Raw genomic sequence first — 21,498 nt, forward strand, 5'->3', positions numbered from 1 at the left:
GCGGGTGATTAGCTCAGCGGTAGAGCACTGCCTTCACACGGCAGGGGTCACATGTTCGATCCATGTATCACCCACCAATCAAGCCCTCCTGAAATCTGTTCAGGAGGGCTTTTTCATTTCCGCTCGGTGCATGGTTTTCAGGTCCTGGAAATTCCAATGCGTCCAGATGATCTGTGGCGCATTCGTGTCTGACGCCGTCTGATAATCGGCTGCTGGACGGCGAAAGGGCAGACAAGATGAGCGAACAGGTCGATTGCGTGGTGGTGGGTGCGGGCGTGGTGGGGCTGGCGGTGGCCAGGGCGCTGGCGTTGCAGGGCAGGGAGGTCATGGTGCTGGAGGCGGCTGAAGCCATTGGCACGGGCACCAGCTCGCGCAACAGCGAGGTCATCCATGCCGGCATCTATTATCCCGAAGGTTCGTTGAAAGCCCGTTTGTGCGTCGAAGGCCGGCAGCGTCTCTACGCCTACTGCGGTGAACGTGGCATTGCCCATCAGCGCTGCGGCAAGCTCATCGTGGCAACGGATGAGGCGCAGCGCGGACAGCTCCAGACCATTGCACGCAAGGCCGAAGCCAATGGCGTCCACGACCTGCGCTGGCTTGAAGGCGCCGACGCACGTGCCATGGAGCCCGCGCTGCACTGTGCGGCGGCACTGCACTCCCCCAGCACCGGCATCATCGACAGCCACGCACTGATGCTGGCCCTGCAGGGCGATCTCGAAAACGCAGGCGGCATGGTGGTCTGCCATGCCGAGGTGCAGGAGGCAGCCATCCGTCCAGGCGGCGTGTGGCTGCGCACGGCCGATGGGACGGAACTGACGGCCCGCACCCTGGTCAATGCTGCAGGTCTTCATGCGCCATTGCTGGCGGCCCGTTTGCAGGGGTTTCCGCAGCAGTTTGTTCCGCAGGCCTTCTATGCCAAGGGCAACTATTTCACGCTGTCCGGGCGGGCGCCGTTCTCGCGCCTGATCTATCCCGTGCCCGAGGCGGCGGGCCTGGGCGTGCATCTCACGCTGGACATGGGTGGCCAGGCCAAGTTCGGCCCCGATGTGCAGTGGGTCGAGAGCCCAGGCGATCTGCAGGTCGATCCCGTGCGCGCCGATGCCTTCTACGCAGAGATCCGCCGGTATTGGCCGGGCCTGGCCGATGGCGCGCTGGTGCCCGGCTACGCCGGCATCCGCCCCAAGATCAGCGGCCCCGGCGAGGCCGCCGCAGACTTCGTGATTCAGGGGCCTCAGACCCACGGCGTTGCGGGCGTGGTGCAGCTGCTGGGCATCGAGTCACCGGGATTGACCAGCTGCCTGGCCATTGGCGCGCACGTGGCGCAATTGCTGGCCTGAGGATCTGCCGGTTCACGATACACGGCCAGGGCAGGCCTTGTCTGACAAGGCTCAGGCCCTCTCGCTTCCCGGAAGCCCCGGAACAATTGGATAAGATGCTTGCATGTAACAAGGGCCTTGCCCATGTTGCGTGACAGGTATCGGGCGACATGATTGCCTGCTCCCCGCTGTATTTGTTTTCACCTCAATAGAAAGGCTCATCATGACGAAATCGATCACTGACACCGTCTCCACCGCACAAGCCGATCTTGAAAAACTGGTCGGCGACCTGCGTGGTCTGCTGTCCGCCAAGGAGCTGGATGCCGTGCCGGAAATCCATATGCTGCGCCAGCGTATCGATGATGGCATGTCCAATGTGCGTGAGTCCGCCGTGCGTGCGGCGCAGGAAGCGGCCCGCCAGGCCAAGGATGCCGCCTACGCTGCCGATCGCTACGCCCACGATGAGCCGTGGCGCGTCGCAGGCGCTGCCCTTGCCATGGGCGCCTTGCTGGGCTTCCTGCTGGGTCGTCGCTGATCAGCGGCATGCCTGACCAGAAAAGGATGCCTGTGAATTGGATTTCCCTTCTGGGTTTGGATGCCTGGGTGGCGCGCTGGCGCGCTTCCGTGATCGAGCTGGCCATTGCAGCAGAAGACCGCACGGACCTCGCGCGGCTTGAATGGGCCGAGCACAAGCGCAGCATGCAGACGGTGGTCGTGCTGCTGATTGCGCTTGCTGGACTCAGCGTCGTGGTCATGCTCACGCTATCGGTGGCCTTGCTCGTGCAGTTCTGGGACACCGAGCACCGCGTGCTGGTGGGCTGGCTGGTGGGCGGTGGCTGGCTGGCGGTCTGGGCCATTGCCCTGTGGCAATTGCTTGCTGCCGTGCGCCGCCTGGCCCGCCCCTTCATCCTTACCCGCAACGAGCTGAGCCAGGACTGGCAGGCGCTGAAGAAGAGGCTGTAGCCATGGTCGATGCTTCCAACGCTTCCCCGTCCCGCGACGCTGTCACGCCACCCGCGCCCACGGGGCTCAATGCGGAGCTCTGGGTCACATCCACCGTTGAGCAGCAGCAGGTGATGCAACGCATTGCCCAGCAGCGCGAGCGCCTCAAGGCGCGCTCTGCGGCCGTGGCCCAGGCCCGGGCATTGAGCCGCTCTGCCACCCATGTGCAGCCCGATGCACCGCTGGTGGAGCGTGCCATCACCTTTGCGCGCCTGCATCCCGTGGCCGTGGCCGTGGCGGCCGGTGCTGCACTGATGGTGGGCCCGCGCAAGCTGCTGCGATTCGGTACCACCGTCATGCCCCTGATCCTGCGCTGGCAGCAGCGCAGGGGTTGAGGGCCGAGAAGCCTGCTGCTCTCCCAAAGAAAACGCCCGGCATGCCGGGCGTTTTCGCGTTCTGCGTTCAGTGCGCCAGCACTGACTGTGTGGTGTCTTGACTCAGCTGCCTTGGCTCGAAACGCCAGGCAGCCACCTGTCTGGCACGGGCCTCAACGCAGCTGGGCTATGGCGCGTGCGGTCTCGGGCACCAGGGCAGGGCCTCGGTAGATCAGGCCGCTGTAGATCTGGACCACGTCGGCGCCTGCGCGGATTTTGCTGACGGCATCTTCGCCGCTGAGAATGCCGCCCACGCCGATGATGGGGTAGCGGCTGCCCAGGGCGGAGCGCAGCTGGCGGATGACCTGGTTGCTGGCCTCCAGCACCGGCGCACCGGACAGGCCGCCCGTTTCCTGCGCGTGGGGCAGGCCCTTGACGGCTTCCCGGCTGATCGTGGTGTTGGTGGCGATCACACCATCCATGCCATGGCGCTGCAGTGTGGCGGCGATGACGCCGACCTGCTCTTCATCCAGGTCGGGTGCAATCTTCACGAACACCGGCACCCGCTTGCCATGCTGCGTGGCCAACTGCTCGCGGCGCTCGGCAATCGCACCCAGCAGGGCGTCCAGCGCTTCGTCGCTTTGCAGGGCACGCAGGTTCTTGGTGTTGGGCGAGCTAATGTTCACCGTCACGTAGTCGGCATGCGGGTACACGCCGTCCAGCGCCTTGAGATAGTCGCTGGTGGCATCTTCGATGGGAGTGGTGGCGTTCTTGCCGATGTTCAGCCCCAGCAGCATGGGTTTGCCCTGGGCGCGGGCCTGCGAGCGCTTGACGTTGCTTAGGAAGGCATCCAGGCCTTCGTTGTTGAAGCCCAGGCGGTTGATCAACGCATTGCGTTCGGGAATGCGGAACATGCGCGGCTTGGGGTTGCCCGGTTGGGGGCGGGGCGTCACGGTGCCCACCTCGACGAAGCCGAAGCCCATGGCGGCCAGCGCGTCGATGCAGCGTGCATTCTTGTCCAGACCCGCTGCCATGCCCACGCGGTTGGGGAACTTGAGGCCAGCCAGTTCGACAGGGTCACTCACCATGGGCTGTGCCCACGCCTGCTGCAGGAGCGTGTTCTGCCCCTTTGCCATCAGGTTCATCGTGAGATCGTGGGCGGATTCGGGGTCCATGCCGAAGAGAAAGGGACGGATCAGGGCGTAGGGGATCAGAGACATGGGGATAATCAAAGGATTACCTGGATTTTCCCTCATGACGACATCTGCTGCCTCTTTTTCCCAAGATGAACTCAAAGCCCTGGTCGGGCAAGCCGCTCTGGCCTATGTGGTGCCCGGCGAAATCGTCGGCGTTGGCACCGGCTCCACGGTCAACAAGTTCATCGATGCACTGGCCACCATCAAGGACCAGATCCCGGGCGCCGTGTCCAGCTCCGTGGCCAGCACCGAGCGCCTGAAGGCGCTGGGCATCAAGGTGCTGGATGCCAACGAAGTCGCCAGCCTGTCGGTCTACATCGACGGAGCCGACGAGATCGACGGCCGCGGCTACATGGTCAAGGGCGGCGGCGCCGCGCTGACGCGCGAGAAGATCGTCGCTGCGCTTGCGGAGCGCTTTGTCTGCATTGCCGATGCCTCCAAGCGCGTCGAGGTACTCGGAGACTTTCCGCTGCCTGTGGAGGTGATTCCCATGGCAGCTGCCCAGATTGCGAACCGCTTCAAGGCCATGGATGGCCGCGCTGAGATCCGCATGAAGGACGGCGCGCCCCTGGTGACGGACAACGGCCAGCACATTCTTGATGTGCGTGGCCTGAAGATCGCCGCGCCGCTGGCCTTCGAGTCCGAGGTCAACCAGTGGCCCGGCGTGGTGACCGTGGGAGTGTTTGCGCACCAGAAGGCATCGGTCTGCCTGCTGGGTACGCCCGAGGGCGTGCAGACGCTCAACTATTGAGCGAAGGCTCTCCCGGTCTCGGCTAGCCGAGGCTCTCGAACGCCACGGCGCCTGTGATCCACGCGAGCAGGGCCAATGCACCCAGGCACAGCGCGCGCAACGAAGCTTGCGCGCGCTGTTTTTTGTGGCGCTGCATGAGCAAGGCGATGGCCGCCAGCCCTGTGTAGAGGGCAAGGAACGCAGCCGTCGCCATGTAGTAAGCCAGACGGTTGAGACCATTGCCCAGGCCTCCGTCATGCATGAACCACAGCGTGATCAGGCAAGGCACCAGCACCAAGCTGCCCAGCCTGAAAGGCTCGCGCCATGAAGGCCTGGCAACCAGGGTCCACGCCATGAGCGCGGGCAGGCCGACAAGAATGCCCAGCCTGGCCAAAGTCCAGACCATGTCGGACAGCATGGAATCCACGGCCGGGCTCCTGACTGCGGCAGTGTCTGCCTAGAAACTCAAGCCTGCGGGGTTGTCGCTGGTGCGTGCACCAGGTGCAGGGGCGGGGATGGGGGTGCGTCTATTTCCCTGTTCCTGGGCGGTGGGTGCCGCAGCGGGCGCTGATGCAGCCGGTACGGCAGGCTTGGGTGTGGTCAGGGGCTGCGCTGGTGGCCGCTTGTACTGGGCAGGCAGTTGGGAGCTTGCGGGATAGCCTGCGGCATCCAGGTACTGCGTCCATTCGCTGGAGGAGAAGCCGGTAAGAAATTGCTTGCCGACGGTGGCAAACGGCAGTCCGGTCTGCCCGCTGAGCTTGTTCAGGGCTGCCGCGTCCGCCTCGGTCTGCACCAGACGCTCGGCATAGGGAATGCCTCTGGATTGCAGCAACTGACGCGCGCTATCGCAGGGCGCGCAATCGGATGAGGAGTACAGCGTCACCGGAAAGCGGTCAGCAATCTGGCGCAGCGCATAGGGCAGGCCGGCGTTGCTGTCCGAGGCGCTTGCAACTGCCTGGGCGGCAGGCGCTGCTTGCTGCTGGGCGCTTTGGGCCGGGCGGTCCGAGAAAGTGACTTTTCCATCGGGCCCGACGATACGGTAGACCTGTTGTGCGCTGGCCGGCAGCGCGGCAGCGAGGCAGACGAGGGCGAGGCATGGCATCAGGTGGCGCAGGGCGCCGCGGCCAAGGCTGGGAGAAGACTGCATGGACGATCTCGGTTTCGGAAGAAGGGTTTCGTGCCGGGGGCCACCACTCGTCGGATGTATGCCCGCACAGGAGTGCCTGCAAGCATAGCGTGCCATTCATCCTGGGCCATCTTCTGGAGCCACAGGATGTGGCTGCGCGCATCCGATGGGGTGGCCGGGCCAGGAAAAAGCGCCCCGTCGGGGCGCTGCAGACCTGGGGCCGGGCTCTCAGGCCTGGGCCATGCCCTGGTGGCGCAACAGCGCATCCAGCTGGGGTTCGCGGCCACGGAAGGCCTTGAACGACTCCATGGCCGGGCGGGCCCCCCCGGCCTCCAGAATCGCCTCACGGTAGCGGCGGCCTGTCTCGGGGTTGGGGGTTCCATCGGCCAGCATGGTTTCCTCGAAGGCCGCATAGGCATCTGCCGAGAGGACTTCAGCCCACTTGTAGCTGTAGTAGCCGGCTGCATAGCCACCTGCAAAGATGTGGCTGAAGGTGTGGGCCGAGCGGCTGTAAGGAGTCGACGGCAGCACGGCCACCTCGGCGCGCACACGGGCCAGCAGCGGCATGATGTCTGCCTTCGGATCGTGCTCGGTATGCAGCAGCATGTCGAAAAGCGAGAACTCGATCTGGCGCAGCGTCTGCATGCCCGACTGGAAGTTCTTGGCCGCGATCATCTTGTCGTACAGGGCGCGCGGCAGCGGCTCGCCGCTGTCCACGTGGGCGGTCATGTGCTTGAGCACTTCCCATTCCCAGCAGAAGTTCTCCATGAACTGGCTTGGCAGCTCCACGGCATCCCATTCCACGCCCGCGATGCCCGAGACGTCGCGCTCGTTGACCTGGGTCAGCAGGTGGTGCAGGCCGTGGCCGGTTTCATGGAACAGCGTGATCACGTCATCGTGCGTGAGCAGGGCCGGCTTTCCATCGACGCCGGTGGCAAAGTTGCAGACCAGGTGAGCGACCGGCGTCTGCAGCCTGTGGTTGTCAGGGCGCAGCCAGCGGGTACGCACATCGTCCATCCAGGCTCCGCCACGCTTGCCCGATCGCGCCGGCTGGTCCAGGTAGAACTGGCCGACCAGCTCGGGGCCTTGCGGCGTGCTGCGCTCGATGCGGTAGAACTCGACGGCGGGATTCCAGACCGGCGCCGCGTCGCGGCGGATGGCCACGTCGAACAGCGTCTCGACGATCTTGAACAGGCCGGCCAGCACCTTGGGCGCAGGGAAGTACTGTTTGACCTCCTGCTCGCTGAAGGCATAGCGCGCCTCCTTGAGCTTTTCGGAGACATAGGCCCAGTCCCAGGGCTGGGGATCGGCCAGGCCCAGCTCATCGCGTGCGAAGGCTCGCAGGTCGGCGACATCCTTCTCGGCATAGGGGCGGGCCCGGTGCGCGAGATCGCGCAGAAAGTCGATCACCTGCTGTGGCGAATGCGCCATCTTGGGAACCAGCGAAATCTCGCCGAAATTGCGGTAACCCAGCAACTGCGCCTCTTCCTTGCGCAGGGCCAGGATCTCCGAGATGTTGGCCGTGTTGTCGAAGCGGATGGCATCGCCCTCGGCCTGGTCGGAGGCGCGTGTCACATAGGCGCGGTAGAGCTTCTCGCGCAGCGCACTGCTGGCCGCGAACTGCATCACGGGCAGATAGCAGGGCATCTTCAGCGTGAGCTTGAAGCCTTGCTTGCCTTCGGCTTCAGCGGCGGAGCGGGCTGCCTGGCGCACATCCTGCGGCACGCCGTCCAGCTCTTCGGCCGTGGCGTAGTAGGCGAATGCATCGGTGGCGTCGAGCGCGTTCTCGCTGAACTTCTGCGTCAGTTCGGCCGAGCGTTCCTGGATCTTGGCAAAACGCAGCTTTTCCTCGCCCCGCAGCTCGGCGCCGGAGAGCACGAAGTTGCGCATGGCATGGTCCCAGGCCGCACGCTGCTCGACATTGAGCGTGGCTGGGTCAATGGCCTTGTACTTGGCGTACAGGCGCTCGTCGGCACCCAGACGCGTCCAGAATTCGGTGACCTTGGGCAGGGACTCGTTGTAGGCGGCGCGCAGCTCGGGCGTATCGGCCACGCTGTTGAGGTGGCTGACGGCGCCCCAGGCCGTTCCCAGCTTCTCGGTGGCGACATCGAGCACGGCCGAGATCGAATCCCAGCGCGCCGGAAAGTCGGGTGCCGTGACGGTCTCCAGGGCCTCTGCGGCCCCGGTCAGCAGGATATCGATGGCCGGGCCGACATCGGCAGGGCGTATGCGATCGAACAGGGGCAGGTCGGAGGATTCGAGGAGGGGATTGCTCATGCGTGTCAGATGCCGTCGGGTGCATTGAAATCAAGCGGCTCCCCGGGGAGCCGTCCGATGCTTGTCAGCTCCTGGTCAGCCGGCGGCGCGCTCGGCCGCCTCCGTGGTGTTGACCAGCAGCATGGTAATCGTCATGGGGCCGACACCGCCGGGTACGGGCGTGATGAAGCCGGCCACTTCCTTGACGCCGTCAAAGTCCACGTCGCCGCAGAGCTTGCCTTCGTCGTTGCGATTCATGCCCACGTCGATGACCACGGCACCGGGCTTGCACATGTCGGCCGTCAGCACGTTGCGCTTGCCGACGGCGGCGACCACGATGTCGGCCTGACGGGTCATGGCCGCGAGATCGGCCGTGCCGCTGTGGCAGATGGTGACGGTGGCATTGGCGGCCAGCAGCATCATGGCCATGGGCTTGCCGACGATGTTGGAGCGGCCGATGACCACGGCGTGCTTGCCGCGCAGGTCCTTCATGCCGATGGATTCGAGCATCTTCATGCAGCCGTAGGGAGTGCAGGCCTTGAAGCCGACTTCGCCCACCATCAGCGCGCCTGCGCTGGCCACGTGAAAGCCATCCACGTCCTTGAGCGGCGAAATGGTCTCGATGACCTTGTGATCGTCGATGTGTGCGGGCAGCGGCAGCTGGACCAGGATGCCGTGGATGCTGGGGTCGTTGTTCAGCGCCTCGACGCGGGCCAGCAGTTCGGCCTCGGTCATCGAGGCATCGTACTTCTCCAGCACCGAATGAAAGCCCGCGTCCTCGCAGGCCTTGACCTTGTTGCGCACATAGACCTGGGAGGCAGGGTTGTCGCCGACCAGGACCACGGCCAGGCCTGGCGTGGTGCCGCGGGCCTTCAGGGCGGTGGCGCGCTGGGCGACTTCGGCACGCAGTTGGCGGGAGAGGGCGTTGCCGTCGATGAGTTGGGCTGTCATTGCAGTGAATACCAATAAAAATGCTGCTAGGGCTTGTTGATCAAGCGCTAGCAGCTCTTTGAAAAAAAGCGGTGGTGTCTTGGCTTATCCGGCGACGGCTGCCTTGGCCGCTGCTGCGGTCTGGCCTTGGCCCAGGGCGATCTTGAGCAGATCGGCCACGGTGTTGGCGTTGAGCTTTTCCATGATGTTGGCGCGGTGCGCCTCCACCGTCTTGATGCTGATGCCAAGATCGTCGGCGATCTGCTTGTTCAGCCGGCCGGCGACGATGCGCTCCAGCACCTGGGCTTCACGGCTGGTCAGCTTGGCCAGCAGCGCATCGCGGCTGGCGGCCTGCTGGTGGCCGGCAAAGGCTTCGCGGGCATGGTCCAGCATGCGCTCGACCAGGTTGAGCAGTTCCTCTTCGTTGAACGGCTTCTGGATGAAGTCCAGTGCGCCCTTCTTCATGGTGTTCACCGCCATGGGCACGTCGCCGTGGCCGGTGATGAAGACGATGGGCAGGGGGGACTTGCGTTCGATCAGGCGGTCCTGCAGTTCCAGGCCCGTCATGCCGCCCATGCGGATGTCCACGATGAGGCAGGCGATCTCGCGTGGGTCGTAGCGCGAGAGGAAGGTCTCGGCCGAGTCGAAGCAGCGCACACGATAGTCCTTGCCCTCCAACAACCATTGCAACGAATCACGAACCGCTTCGTCGTCATCAACTACGTACACAGTGCCTTTTTTCGGGATCAAGCTCATGCAATCGTCCTTGTTGTGGGTTCAATGGTCGCTGCCGGCGTTGTCGCGTCGCCCGGCGGGGCCAGCGGCAGCCAGAATGAAAACCGGCAGCCGACAACCTCGGAACCATTGTAGAGGTTCTCGGCACGCATCCGGCCCTGGTGGGACTCGACAATGCTGCGGCACAGATTCAGTCCCATGCCCATGCCTTCGCTCTTGGTGGTGAAGAAGGCCTCGAAGAGGCGTTCCAGCACCTCCGGCGGCAGGCCCTTGCCGGTGTCCTGCACGTTGAATTCGATGACGCGCTGGTCCTCGATGGTGCGCGGCACCACGCGCAGTTCCACATTGCGCTGGTGGCTGGGGCGGCCCGACTGCTCGATGGATTCGGCGCCGTTCTTCATGAGGTTGACCAGCACCTGCTCGATGAGGATGGTGTCGGCCATGATGGCCGGCATGCGCTCGGCCACGTGGTAGGTCAGCTGCACATTGCGGCGGCGCAGCTCGATCCCGGCCAGCTCCACGGCCTCGCTGACCATGTCGGTGACCTGGGCCAGGGTGCGGTTGGGCTCGCTGCGCTTGACGAAGGAGCGTATGCGCAAAATGATCTGCCCCGCGCGCTGCGCCTGGTGGGCGGTTTTCTCCAGCGCGAACTTCATCTGCTCTTCGGTCAGCGTGCCCTTTTCGAGCCGGGTGAGCATGCCGCTGCAGTAGTTGCTGATGGCGGTCAGCGGCTGGTTGAGCTCATGGGCGACGCTGGAGGCCATCTCGCCCATGGTGATCAGGCGACTGACGGACTGGGCGTGCTCGGCCTGGCGATCGGCCTGCTCCTCGGCCAGGCGGCGCGGCGTGATGTCGGTGGCGATCACCATCTGGGCCAGGCGGCCGTCCACCCAGCTCAGGTAGCGCGATCGCACTTCCAGCCACTTGCCCAGTTCCGGCAGGTAGATCTCGGCGTTTTCGCTGCGTGCGCTGGTCAGCGAGTCGGTGGGCAGGCCCATGAGGCCGTCCTCATCGTCCATGCCTTGCGGCTGCGAGCGCACGGGCAGCACGCCGGCCTGGGCGACGAGCTGCAGGTGGCCATCGGTCTGCGAGCCGAACCATTGCCGGTACAGCTTGTTGGCGAACAGCAGCTCGGCGCTGCCCAGCGGGGCGACGGACACCGAGGCGTCCAACGCCTCCAGCACGATGGTGAAGCGCTCATAGGAGGCAGACAGTTGCTCGCGGATGCGGTTGGGCTCGGTGATGTCGGTCATGGACGACATCCAGCCCGTGTGCTGGCCATGGGCATCGATCAGCGGCGAGACATACAGGCGCGCATCGAACTGCGTGCCGTTCTTGCGCTGCACGCGCACCTGAAAGCCCCCGACGATGGTCTTGCCCGAAAGCTCTTCGCGCAGCTTGGAGTGCAGGTTGTCGTAGTCGTTGTCGGGCCAGTAGGAGTAGGGCGGCATCTGGCCGACCAGCTCTGATTCGCTCCAGCCCGTCATCTGGCAGAAGGCGGCATTCACATAGGTGATGCGGCCTTGCAGGTCCAGCGCGCGCATGCCGGTGAGCACGGAGTTTTCCATGGCGCGGCGGAAGTTGGTCTCCGCGACCAAGGCCTCCTGGGCGCGCTGGCGGCGGCGCGTGTGGCGCCAGGTGGCCAGCAGCAGCCATGCCGTCATCGCACTGAGCGTGCCCACCAGCCAGAACAGGCCGCTGCCGACCACGCCCAGCGAGGTGCGATAGGCCTGGGCACGCAGCACCAAGCTGTTGCCAACGGGGGCGACGGGTGCCTCGTCCTCATTGGCAACGGTGCGCCAGCGCAGCAGTTCGGTGGCGGTCTGCTTGCGCGGCGTCAGCGGCGTGCCTGCCAGCACCTGGCCCCGGCTGTCGAGCATGGTCATGGCGTAGCGGGCCATGATTTCGGTGGGCGTTCCATAGCGCAGCAGGCTGTCGATGGAGTACTCGCCCAGCAGCTCGCCGATGTAGCGGCCGTCCTGTGCCAGCGGCACATGCAGTTGCAGTAGCGGCGCGGCTTCCCCCTTGTGGGCCAGTCCCTGCACGTAGATGGGTTGCTGCATCTCGCGCGCGAGCTGGTAGGCCTCCAGCGCGTCTCCGGCGCGCAGCACTTCACGCGGGATGCGCAGCTGCTCGCTGCTGACGGTGGGGGCGGACTGGCTGGCAAGGATGCGCCGCTGTGCATCGATCCAGGTGATGGACTGCAGTTCCGGGTACTGGCTGATGAGTGCTTCGGCGCGGCTGGCGAAGTCGGACTCGCCCAGGTCGTGGTTGCCGATGTCGCGCGCCATGCGCATCAGTTGCTCCTGGCGCTCCAGCAGGCGCAGGCGCACGCGTTGCTGGGCATATTCCACGTCGCGGTGCAGCGCTTCCTTCTCGCGGTCGATCTCCTCCATGCGCAGGTACCAGAAGGAGGCCACGATGGCCGCCATGAACATCAGCACGGCCGCGAGGGGGGCGAGCGCCGCGAAGCGGTCCTGGCGCGTGGGAGAAAGACTGCGCCACCAGCTGCGCCACCAGCGCACTGGCGCGGCCACGCCTGCCATGGGGGCAGGGCTGTGCGTGCCGTGCTCGGAAGGGGAGGATTGCATGCGCCCAGTGTAGGGGAGAGTCTGACTGTTTTTAAGGAGTATTGGAGTCGCCGCGGAGGCGCTTCGGCGACGTTCTTTGGGGTCTTCACTGTATGTGCGTTTGCAGCAAAATTTCAAATTATGAAATCAAAAAGCACCATTTGAAATTTGAAAAAAGTATGCGACACTCGCCGAGCATTGAGGCAGTGAATCGGTATTTTTAAGTTCGCCAGACGGGGTCTGTGCCGCGCAAGGCGTGGTGAACTACCCGCCTGCGTTGGCGCGCTGCGCCGCTCACTGGTTCGACCCCAAGACGCTACCTTCTGCAAGGAGACATTCCCATGACAGCTCAGACTGACCCGCAAGGCAATGCAGGCGTTCCCGCCGGCCTGGACCAACAAGAATCGCGCGAATGGATGGACGCCCTGTCGGCCGTCATCGACCGTGAAGGCGCCGAATACGCGCACAAGCTGATCGAGGACCTGCTCGAACACGCACGCCAGAACAGCGTGGACATGCCTTTCTCGGCCAACACCGGCTATGTGAACACCATCGAGACCTCGCAGGAAGCCCGCTGTCCCGGCAACCTGGAAATCGAAGGCCGTCTGCGCGCCTACATGCGCTGGAACGCCATGGCCATGGTGGTCAAGGCCAACCGCCTGCACCCGCCCGAAGGCGGTGACCTGGGCGGCCACATCGGCTCCTTCGCTTCGCTGGCCAACATGTTCGCGGCCGGCTTCAACCATTTCTGGCACGCCGAAAACGAGAACCACGGCGGCGACTGCCTGTACATCCAGGGCCACGTCTCGCCCGGCATCTATGCCCGCGCCTACCTGGAAGGCCGCATCTCCGAAGAGCAACTGCTGAACTTCCGCCAGGAAGTGGACGGCAAGGGCCTGTCCAGCTACCCGCACCCCAAGCTGATGCCCGAGTTCTGGCAGTTCCCCACGGTGTCCATGGGCCTGGGCCCGCTGATGGCCATCTACCAGGCGCGCTTCCTCAAGTACCTGCATGCCCGTGGCATTGCCGACACCGAAAGCCGCAAGGTCTGGGTTTTCTGCGGCGACGGCGAAATGGACGAGGTCGAGTCGCTGGGTGCGATCTCGCTGGCCGCCCGCGAAAAGCTGGACAACCTGATCTTCGTGATCAACTGCAACCTGCAGCGCCTGGACGGCCCGGTGCGCGGCAACGGCAAGATCATCCAGGAACTCGAGGGCGAGTTCCGTGGCTCCGGCTGGAACGTCATCAAGCTGCTGTGGGGCAAGGGCTGGGACGAGCTGCTGGCCAAGGACAAGGACGGCGTGCTCAAGAAGATCATGGCCGAGTGCAACGACGGCGACTACCAGTCGTTCAAGGCCAATGACGGCGCCTACGTGCGCAAGAACTTCTTCGGCCGCGATCCGCGCGCGCTGAAGATGGTCGAGCACATGAGCGACGACGAGATCTGGAACCTGCGCCGCGGCGGCCACGATTCGCAGAAGGTCTACGCAGCCTTCCACGCTGCCAATTCGCACAAGGGCCAGCCCACCGTGCTGCTGGTCAAGACCGTCAAGGGCTTCGGCATGGGCAAGATCGGTGAAGGCAAGAACACCGTTCACCAGACCAAGAAGCTGGGCGACGAGGACATCAAGGCCTTCCGTGACCGTTTCAACATTCCCATTCCCGACAGCCAGATCGCCGACCTGCCTTTCTACAAGCCGGCCGACGACACCCCGGAAATGCGCTACCTGCACGAGCGCCGCAAGGCCCTGGGCGGCTACCTGCCGCACCGCCGCGTGAAGGCCAGCGAGCAATTCACGGCGCCTGCGCTGGATACCTTCAAGGCCATCCTTGAAGCCACGCCCGAAGGCCGTGAGATCTCGACCACCCAGGCCTATGTGCGCTTCCTCACGCAGCTGCTGCGCGACAAGGAAATCGGTCCGCGCGTCGTGCCCATCCTGGTGGACGAGGCCCGTACCTTCGGCATGGAAGGCCTGTTCCGCCAGATCGGCATCTACAACCCCGCTGGACAGCAGTACACCCCGGTCGACAAGGACCAGGTGATGTACTACCGCGAGGACAAGGCCGGCCAGATCCTGCAGGAAGGCATCAACGAAGCCGGCGGCATGAGCAGCTGGATCGCGGCAGCCACGAGCTACAGCACGAGCAACCGGATCATGATCCCGTTCTATGTGTACTACTCGATGTTCGGCTTCCAGCGCATCGGTGACCTGGCCTGGGCGGCCGGCGACATGCAGGCGCGCGGTTTCCTGCTGGGCGGCACTTCGGGCCGCACCACGCTGAACGGCGAAGGCCTGCAGCACGAAGACGGCCACAGCCACATCCTGGCCAACACCATTCCCAACTGCGTGAGCTACGACCCGACCTTCGCCCACGAAGTCGCCGTGATCATGCAGGACGGCCTGCGCCGCATGGTGCAGAACCAGGAAAACGTCTTCTACTACATCACGCTGCTCAACGAGAACTACGCCATGCCCGGCCTCACGCCCGGCACCGAGCAGCAGATCATCAAGGGCATGTACCTGTGCAAGCCCGGCCAGAAGGTGCCGGAAAGCGGCCTGCGCGTGCAACTGCTGGGTTCGGGCACCATCCTGCGCGAATCCTTCTTCGCCCAGGAACTGCTGCTGGCCGACTGGGGCATTGCCGCCGACGTGTGGAGCTGCCCGAGCTTCAACGAGCTCACCCGCGACGGCCAGGACGCCGACCGCTGGAACCTGCTGCATCCGCTGGACACCCAGAAGGTGCCCTTCGTCACGCAGCAGCTGCAGTCGCACAATGGCCCGGTGATCGCATCCACCGACTACATGAAGGCCTACGCCGAGCAGATCCGCCCCTACATGCCCAAGGGCCGCACCTACAAGGTGCTGGGCACCGACGGCTTCGGCCGTTCGGACTTCCGCCGCAAGCTGCGCGAGCACTTCGAAGTGGATCGCCACTACATCGTGGTTGCCGCACTGCGCGCGCTGGCCGAAGAAGGCAAGATCAACGCCACCACCGTGGCCGAAGCGATCGCCAAGTACGGCATCAAGGCCGACAAGATCAACCCGCTGCACGCTTGAGTAAGAACGGGAGACACATATGGCATTGGTAGAAATTCAAGTCCCCGATATCGGTGATTTCGACGAAGTTGCTGTGATCGAAGTGCTGGTCAAGGCCGGCGATCAGATCAAGGCCGAGCAATCGCTGATCACAGTGGAGTCCGACAAGGCCTCCATGGAGATCCCCTCCAGCCACGCTGGCGTGCTCAAGGAGCTGCGCGTCAACATGGGCGACAAGGTCAAGCAGGGCAGCATCATTGCCGTGGTCGAGTCGGCGGAAGCCGCTGCCCCGGCACCTGCAGCCGCCGCACCGGCCCCCGCCGCTGCAGCCCCGGCCCCGGTGGCTGCGCCTGCACCGGCCGCTGCTCCCGCTGCCGCGCCTGCGGCCTCGGGCGCCGCCACGCAGATCGACATCAAGATTCCCGACATTGGCGACTTCAAGGACGTGGCCGTGATCGAGATGCTGGTCAAGATCGGCGACACCGTGACGGCCGAGCAATCGCTGTTCACCGTCGAATCCGACAAGGCCTCGATGGAAATCCCGTCGCCAGCGGCCGGCACCATCACGGCGCTGACGCTCAAGATCGGTGACACGGTCAACGTGGGCGACGTGGTCGGCCAGATGAGCGTGCAGGGCGCTGCCGCGCCTGCAGCCCAGGCTGCGGCCCCGGCACCTGCTGCTGCAGCCCCTGCACCGGCAACTGCTGCCCCGGCCGCTGCAGCTCCGGTGTCTGCCGCTGCAGCATCGGCTCCCGCCGCTGCACCTGCGCACAACCCGACCGTGGCGCCCACGGGCAAGCTGCCCCATGCATCGCCCTCGGTACGCAAGTTCGCCCGCGAGCTGGGTGTGCCGCTGGACGAGGTCAAGGGCTCGGGCAACAAGGGCCGCATCACGGCTGACGACATCCAGGCTTTCACCAAGTCCGTCATGGCGGGCGCCGTGCAGACCAAGGCTCAGGCCGCGACCGCTCCCAAGGGTGGCTCCGGCGGCGGCGCAGGTCTGGACCTGCTGCCCTGGCCCAAGGTGGACTTCGCCAAGTTCGGCCCGGTCGAGCGCAAGGACCTGTCGCGCATCAAGAAGATCAGCGGCGCCAACCTGTCGCGCAACTGGGTCATGATCCCGCACGTCACCAACAATGACGAGGCTGACATCACCGACCTGGAAGCCTTCCGTGTCTCCACCAACAAAGAGAACGAGAAGAGTGGCGTCAAGGTGACCATGCTGGCCTTCGTGATCAAGGCGGTGGTTGCAGCCCTCAAGAAGTTCCCCGAGTTCAATGCCTCGCTGGACGGCGACACCCTGGTCTACAAGCAGTACTTCCACGTCGGCTTCGCGGCCGACACGCCCAACGGCCTGGTGGTGCCCGTGCTGCGCGATGCCGACAAGAAGGGCATCCTGCAGATCAGCCAGGAAATGGGCGAGCTGGCCAAGAAGGCCCGCGACGGCAAGCTCGGCGCTGCCGACATGCAGGGCGGCTGCTTCTCGATCTCGTCGCTGGGCGGCATCGGTGGCACGAACTTCACCCCCATCATCAACGCCCCTGAAGTGGCCATCCTTGGCCTGTCCAAGGGCCAGATGAAGCCGGTGTGGGATGGCAAGCAATTCGTGCCGCGCCTGACGCTGCCGCTGTCGCTGTCCTATGACCACCGTGTCATCGACGGTGCCTCGGCCGCGCGCTTCAATGCCTTCCTGGGCCAAGTGCTGGCGGACTACCGCCGCATCCTGCTGTAAACGGAGGCCCGACACATGGCAATCATCGACATCAAGGTGCCCGACATCGGCGACTTCGCCGAAGTGGGCGTGATCGAACTGCTGGTCCAGCCCGGTGACACCGTGGCCAAGGACCAGTCCCTGATCACCGTGGAGTCCGACAAGGCCTCCATGGAGATTCCCTCCAGCCATGCCGGCGTGGTCAAGGAACTCAAGGTCAAGATCGGCGACAAGATCGCCGAAGGCGGCCTGATCCTGACGCTGGAGGCTGCTGGCGAAGCGGCCGCCGCACCCCAGGCGGCAGCACCGGCCCCTGCAGCGGCGGCTCCAGCGCCTGCCGCTGCAGCGCCCGCAGCGTCGGCTCCCGCTCCGGCCGCAGCCAGCTACGCCGGTGGCGCGGCCGATTACGACTGCGACGTGGTCGTGCTCGGCGGCGGTCCTGGCGGCTACTCAGCAGCCTTCCGTGCGGCCGATCTGGGCCTGAATGTGGTCATCGTCGAGCGCTACAAGAGCCTGGGCGGCGTCTGCCTGAACGTGGGCTGCATCCCGTCCAAGGCGCTGCTGCACGTGGCCGCCGTGGTGGACGAGGTCAAGCACCTGGAGGTGGCCGGCGTCAAGTTCGGCGCGCCCGAGGTCAACATCGACCAGCTGCGCGGGCACAAGGACAAGGTCATCGGCAAGCTGACCGGCGGCCTGGGCCAGATGGCCAAGATGCGCAAGGTCACCGTGGTGCGCGGCTACGGCAACTTCGTCGGCGCCAACCACCTGGAAGTGGAAGAGACCACGGGCGATGGCCAGGAAAAGACCGGCAGCAAGAAGATCGTGCAGTTCAAGCGCGCCATCATTGCCGCCGGCAGCCAGGCCGTGCACCTGCCCTTCATGCCCAAGGACCCGCGCGTGGTGGACTCCACCGGTGCGCTGGACCTGGCCAGCGTGCCCAAACGCATGCTGATCCTGGGCGGCGGCATCATCGGCCTGGAAATGGGCACCGTTTACTCCACGCTGGGCGCGCGCCTGGACGTGGTGGAGATGATGGACGGCCTCATGCAGGGCGCCGACCGCGACCTGGTCAAGGTCTGGCAGAAGATGAACGCGCCGCGCTTCGACAACATCATGGTCAACACCAAGACCGTGGGTGCCGAAGCCACGCCCGAAGGCATCAAGGTCAGCTTTGCGCCTGCCAAGGACGGCGTCACCGTGCCCGAGCCCCAGGTCTACGACCTGGTGCTGCAGGCCGTGGGCCGCACGCCCAACGGCAAGAAGATCGCTGCCGAGAAGGCCGGCGTGGCCGTCACGGACCGCGGCTTCATCGAAGTCGATATCCAGATGCGCACCAATGTGCCCCACATCTTCGCCATTGGCGACGTGGTGGGCCAGCCCATGCTGGCGCACAAGGCCGTGCACGAGGCCCATGTGGCCGCCGAAGTCATCGCCGGTGAACTGCAGGGCAACAAGGAGCTGGCTGCCAGCGCCTTCAACGCCCGCGTGATCCCCAGCGTGGCCTACACCGACCCGGAAGTGGCGTGGGTGGGTCTGACCGAGGACCAGGCCAAGGCCCAGGGCATCAAGGTCAAGAAGGGTGTGTTCCCCTGGACGGCTTCGGGCCGCGCCATTGCCAATGGCCGCGACGAAGGCGTCACCAAGCTGCTGTTCGACGACAGCCCCGAGGCGCACGGCCATGGCCGCATCCTGGGTGGCGGCATCGTCGGCACGCATGCGGGCGACATGATCGGCGAAATTGCGCTGGCCATCGAAATGGGTGCCGACGCCGTGGACATCGGCAAGACCATCCACCCCCACCCCACGCTGGGCGAAAGCCTGGGCATGGCGGCCGAGGTGGCGCACGGCTCCTGCACGGACCTGCCGCCGCAGCGCAAGTAAGCGCAAGGCCTGGCGTTCAGGCCTGGCAAGAACAGAAAGGCAGCTTCGGCTGCCTTTCTGCTTTGGGAGACTCAGATAAGGACACAGACTTCAGCCCAGACACCGGTCCAGACACAGGCACTGCAAAGGGGGCAGACCTGTTCAGGCCTGGGCACGCAGCCACTGCAGCAATTGGTCGTGCACGCCATCTGGCGTGGGCGGAGCGGGAGACAGCAGGCAGTAGCGCGAACCGTCCTCGACAAAGCCCATGGGCGCTGCCAGCACGCCGTTGGCGATGTCGTCGCGCACCAGTTGCCAGGGTCCGATGGCCAGTCCCATGCCTGCCACGGCGGCCTGCAGGCTGAAATAGAAATGGTCGAACTGCAGCTGGGATCCCGACGGCGGGGGCTGGCCGCTGTGCTCTGCCCAGGTGGACCAGGCCCCCGGGCGGGTGCGGCTTTGCAGCAAGGGTGCCTCCGGGCGCAGCCCGGTGGCATGCCCCTCGTCGGAGCGCGTGCACCACTGCGCCAGCCGCTCGGGCCGGCAGACCGGGCCTATGCGCTCGGCAAACAGGGTCTCCGCATGACAGCCCGCTGGCGGAGAGAAGTCATCGCGTCGTATGGCCAGATCGATGCCGTCCGCGAAAGAGAAAGGCCCGCCGCCCGCCATCAGGTGCAGCTGCAACTCCGGGTGTTGTTCCTGGAACTGCGGCCAGCGCGGGATCAGCCAGCGCATGAGCAAGGTGGGCTCGCAGGACAGCACCCAGCGGCGCGCCTGCTGCGCGCGCGAGCGCAACTCCTGCGTGGCCTGGCGCATGCGCTCCAGGCCTTCGTGCACGGCCTGGGCCAGGTGGCGGCCCGCATCGGTCAGGAAGACGCGGCGGCTGCGGCGGTCAAACAGGGTCACGCCCAGATCGTCCTCCAGCAGGCGCACGGCCCGGCTGATGGCGCCATGGGTAAGGTGCAACTCTTCTGCCGCCTTGCTGAAGTTCTCCCGCCGGGCGGCCGCTTCAAAGCAACGCAAGGCCTGCAGCGACGGCAGTCGCTTGCTCGGGGTATGTGAGTTGAGTTCACCAACTGTGTCAGAAAACATCGTTATGTATTTTCATGGAAAGCCAATACTATCCGGCGCGTTGCATTGAATCGAATGGATAACCGATGACCGAATGGATAGCTGTAGTCACCATCACCTTGCTGGCCGTCATCAGCCCAGGGGCGGATTTCGCCATGGTCACACGCAACAGCCTGCTGCGCTCGCGCCGCGCGGGCCTGCTCACGGCGCTGGGCATTGGCCTGGGGGTGCTGGTCCATGTCGGCTATACCTTGCTCGGGGTCGGACTGCTCATGCAGCAGTCCACCTGGTTGTTCGACGTGGTCAAGCTGCTGGGTGCAGCCTATCTGATCTATCTGGGCGTGACCATGCTGCGCAGCCGCCCGGAGGGCGATTTGCCCAGTCAGCCCGTGGCCGCGCTCTCCGACATGGCGGCACTGCGCACGGGCTTTCTGACGAATGCGCTCAATCCCAAGACCACGGTGTTCGTGGTCAGCCTGTTCCTGCAGATCGTGGGACAGGACACGCCGCTGGCCACGCAGCTGGCATATGGCGGATTCATCTCGCTGGCCCATGTGGCGTGGTTCTGCATCGTGGCGCTGTGCTTTTCGGCCCAGCGGGTGCGTGCGCGGTTGCTGGCCGTGCGGCATTGGATAGACAGGGCCTTTGGCGGCATGTTGGTGGGGTTTGGTTTGCTGCTGGCAACGGCCAAGCTGCGGCTGTGATGTGGTGATGGTCTGACAGGAATTGGTGGGGGAGGACGGGCAAGCAGGCGGCTGCTGCCCGGCATGCGAGCCTGCGGGGTGCCATCTGGTACCTCGCAGGCTTGGCTGTTTCTGGCGAGTGTCAGGTTCGCCCGGCAAGCGGGCCGGCGTCCCAGTGGTTTGCGGTTCGACCCGGCACGGCAGGGGTTCATGGTGGGGGCGTGCCATCGTCTCCATGGTGAACGCCGGCGCCAAGTCCTGCTCCCATGCCCAGGCCGCCCATGCCTGCGGCGCCCATTCCTGCGCCACCACCGCCACCACCGCCACCGCCACCGCCACCGCCACCGCCACCACCGCCCTTGCTCGAAGCGCCGGCTTCCGCACCACCTTTGCGCGCCCCGCCCGACGTGCCGCCCGGACGCGTGGGGCCCTGGTTGGGAACGCGCAGGCTGTCGGGGATCGGCTCCAGATCCAGCGCTTCGCGGATGAAGGCGCGCAGCGAAGTGACGAGTGCCGCAGTCTCGACAGGCTGGCCTGCCACCATGTCCTGGGCCGCCTGGGCGGCCATGCGCACCTGGTCTTGCGTCCCGAGCAAGATGACATCGGACAGCGCGGCTTCGACCGCATCGCGAATGCGCCGTTGGCGCTCGCTGCCAAAAGCCGGTGGTGCATCGGCATCGGCATCGTCGGCGGCGGGCCTGCGCAGATCGCGCAGGTGCAGGGGATTCACATGCAGCGTGCCCGTGAAAGAGCCGCCCAGCGTCTTGTACGCGGCGATAAGCGACTTCAGGCGTTCATTGATCTGGCGGTTTTCACGCTCGCGTCGCTTTTGCACGGTCTGCATGAACAGCAGGCGAATGCCCATCATCAGGCAGGTGACCAGCAGCAGGCCCAACACCGTGGACAGCAGCGAAGACCAGGAGCTGAAATCTAGTGATGAGCGCATGCGCAAGGCCTCGG

The 21,498-nt window shown here is 65.2% G+C and carries 18 protein-coding genes and 1 tRNA gene; 10 read left to right on the top strand and 9 right to left on the bottom strand.

Annotation, left to right across the window (positions count from 1 at the left end; genetic code table 11):
* Positions 1–2 precede the first annotated feature (2 nt).
* The 5 genes from LGR64_RS10025 (at position 3) to LGR64_RS10045 (ending at position 2,653) form a co-directional block, all read left to right on the top strand.
* Positions 3–77 (top strand) — tRNA-Val (locus LGR64_RS10025).
* 159 nt (positions 78–236) lie between these two features.
* Complete coding sequence (locus LGR64_RS10030) at positions 237–1,337, top strand: NAD(P)/FAD-dependent oxidoreductase (protein ID WP_230355345.1); 1,101 nt, start codon at positions 237–239, stop codon at positions 1,335–1,337.
* Positions 1,338–1,539: 202 nt separating this feature from the next.
* The gene (locus LGR64_RS10035; RefSeq protein ID WP_012205816.1) at positions 1,540–1,851 is read left to right on the top strand and encodes a DUF883 domain-containing protein; all 312 of its coding nucleotides are present in this window, start codon (positions 1,540–1,542) and stop codon (positions 1,849–1,851) included.
* A gap of 8 nt (positions 1,852–1,859) precedes the next feature.
* A complete protein-coding gene (locus tag LGR64_RS10040; RefSeq protein ID WP_012205815.1) occupies positions 1,860–2,279 on the top strand; it encodes a phage holin family protein in 420 nt (139 codons plus the stop codon).
* A gap of 2 nt (positions 2,280–2,281) precedes the next feature.
* Positions 2,282–2,653, top strand: a complete 372-nt coding sequence (locus LGR64_RS10045; protein WP_096916436.1) for a hypothetical protein — start codon at positions 2,282–2,284, stop codon at positions 2,651–2,653.
* A 152-nt stretch (positions 2,654–2,805) separates the two neighbouring features.
* Here the strand turns inward: LGR64_RS10045 and LGR64_RS10050 are convergent, their stop codons facing one another.
* Complete coding sequence (locus LGR64_RS10050) at positions 2,806–3,852, bottom strand: quinone-dependent dihydroorotate dehydrogenase (protein WP_230355346.1); 1,047 nt, start codon at positions 3,850–3,852, stop codon at positions 2,806–2,808.
* 34 nt (positions 3,853–3,886) lie between these two features.
* Here LGR64_RS10050 and rpiA point away from each other — a divergent pair, with 34 nt between their 5' ends.
* The gene (gene rpiA, locus LGR64_RS10055) at positions 3,887–4,579 is read left to right on the top strand and encodes a ribose-5-phosphate isomerase RpiA (RefSeq protein ID WP_230355347.1); all 693 of its coding nucleotides are present in this window, start codon (positions 3,887–3,889) and stop codon (positions 4,577–4,579) included.
* Positions 4,580–4,601: 22 nt separating this feature from the next.
* Here the strand turns inward: rpiA and LGR64_RS10060 are convergent, their stop codons facing one another.
* From LGR64_RS10060 to LGR64_RS10085, 6 genes are all read right to left on the bottom strand, one after another.
* Complete coding sequence (locus LGR64_RS10060) at positions 4,602–4,976, bottom strand: hypothetical protein (RefSeq protein WP_230356174.1); 375 nt, start codon at positions 4,974–4,976, stop codon at positions 4,602–4,604.
* Positions 4,977–5,015: 39 nt separating this feature from the next.
* Positions 5,016–5,705, bottom strand: coding sequence for a glutaredoxin family protein (locus tag LGR64_RS10065; protein WP_034394201.1), 690 nt, complete (start codon positions 5,703–5,705; stop codon positions 5,016–5,018).
* A 207-nt stretch (positions 5,706–5,912) separates the two neighbouring features.
* A complete protein-coding gene (locus LGR64_RS10070; RefSeq protein WP_230355348.1) occupies positions 5,913–7,961 on the bottom strand; it encodes a M3 family metallopeptidase in 2,049 nt (682 codons plus the stop codon).
* Between the two features lie 75 nt (positions 7,962–8,036).
* Complete coding sequence (gene folD, locus LGR64_RS10075) at positions 8,037–8,891, bottom strand: bifunctional methylenetetrahydrofolate dehydrogenase/methenyltetrahydrofolate cyclohydrolase FolD (protein WP_230355349.1); 855 nt, start codon at positions 8,889–8,891, stop codon at positions 8,037–8,039.
* An 84-nt stretch (positions 8,892–8,975) separates the two neighbouring features.
* Positions 8,976–9,626 carry a response regulator transcription factor gene (locus LGR64_RS10080; protein WP_012205807.1) on the bottom strand — a complete coding sequence of 217 codons (651 nt, stop codon included), beginning with the start codon at positions 9,624–9,626 and terminating at the stop codon, positions 8,976–8,978.
* Complete coding sequence (locus LGR64_RS10085; protein WP_012205806.1) at positions 9,623–12,196, bottom strand: PAS domain-containing sensor histidine kinase; 2,574 nt, start codon at positions 12,194–12,196, stop codon at positions 9,623–9,625. Before LGR64_RS10085 ends, LGR64_RS10080 begins: the two co-directional genes overlap by 4 nt.
* Positions 12,197–12,516: 320 nt before the next feature.
* Between LGR64_RS10085 and aceE the strand changes: the two genes are divergently transcribed.
* The 3 genes from aceE to lpdA are packed head-to-tail and all read left to right on the top strand — an operon-like array spanning position 12,517 to position 18,805.
* On the top strand, positions 12,517–15,234 hold the full coding sequence (gene aceE / locus LGR64_RS10090; RefSeq protein ID WP_013802222.1) for a pyruvate dehydrogenase (acetyl-transferring), homodimeric type: 2,718 nt from the start codon (positions 12,517–12,519) through the stop codon (positions 15,232–15,234).
* Positions 15,235–15,253: 19 nt separating this feature from the next.
* Positions 15,254–16,945, top strand: coding sequence for a dihydrolipoyllysine-residue acetyltransferase (gene aceF, locus LGR64_RS10095; RefSeq protein ID WP_230355350.1), 1,692 nt, complete (start codon positions 15,254–15,256; stop codon positions 16,943–16,945).
* Between the two features lie 15 nt (positions 16,946–16,960).
* Positions 16,961–18,805, top strand: a complete 1,845-nt coding sequence (gene lpdA, locus LGR64_RS10100; RefSeq protein ID WP_043820503.1) for a dihydrolipoyl dehydrogenase — start codon at positions 16,961–16,963, stop codon at positions 18,803–18,805.
* A gap of 141 nt (positions 18,806–18,946) precedes the next feature.
* Here lpdA and LGR64_RS10105 read toward each other — a convergent pair whose 3' ends face one another.
* Positions 18,947–19,876: a LysR family transcriptional regulator gene (locus LGR64_RS10105; RefSeq protein WP_230355351.1), complete on the bottom strand. Its 930-nt coding sequence runs from the start codon at positions 19,874–19,876 to the stop codon at positions 18,947–18,949.
* Between the two features lie 65 nt (positions 19,877–19,941).
* Between LGR64_RS10105 and LGR64_RS10110 the strand changes: the two genes are divergently transcribed.
* A complete protein-coding gene (locus tag LGR64_RS10110) occupies positions 19,942–20,559 on the top strand; it encodes a LysE family translocator (protein WP_013802226.1) in 618 nt (205 codons plus the stop codon).
* Positions 20,560–20,746: 187 nt separating this feature from the next.
* Here LGR64_RS10110 and LGR64_RS10115 read toward each other — a convergent pair whose 3' ends face one another.
* Complete coding sequence (locus LGR64_RS10115) at positions 20,747–21,484, bottom strand: hypothetical protein (protein WP_230355352.1); 738 nt, start codon at positions 21,482–21,484, stop codon at positions 20,747–20,749.
* Positions 21,485–21,498 lie beyond the last annotated feature (14 nt).

Origin of the sequence: Delftia sp. Lp-1, from assembly GCF_020523835.1 — a bacterium.
In the GTDB taxonomy this organism is placed as follows: Bacteria; Pseudomonadota; Gammaproteobacteria; order Burkholderiales; family Burkholderiaceae_C; genus Comamonas; species Comamonas acidovorans.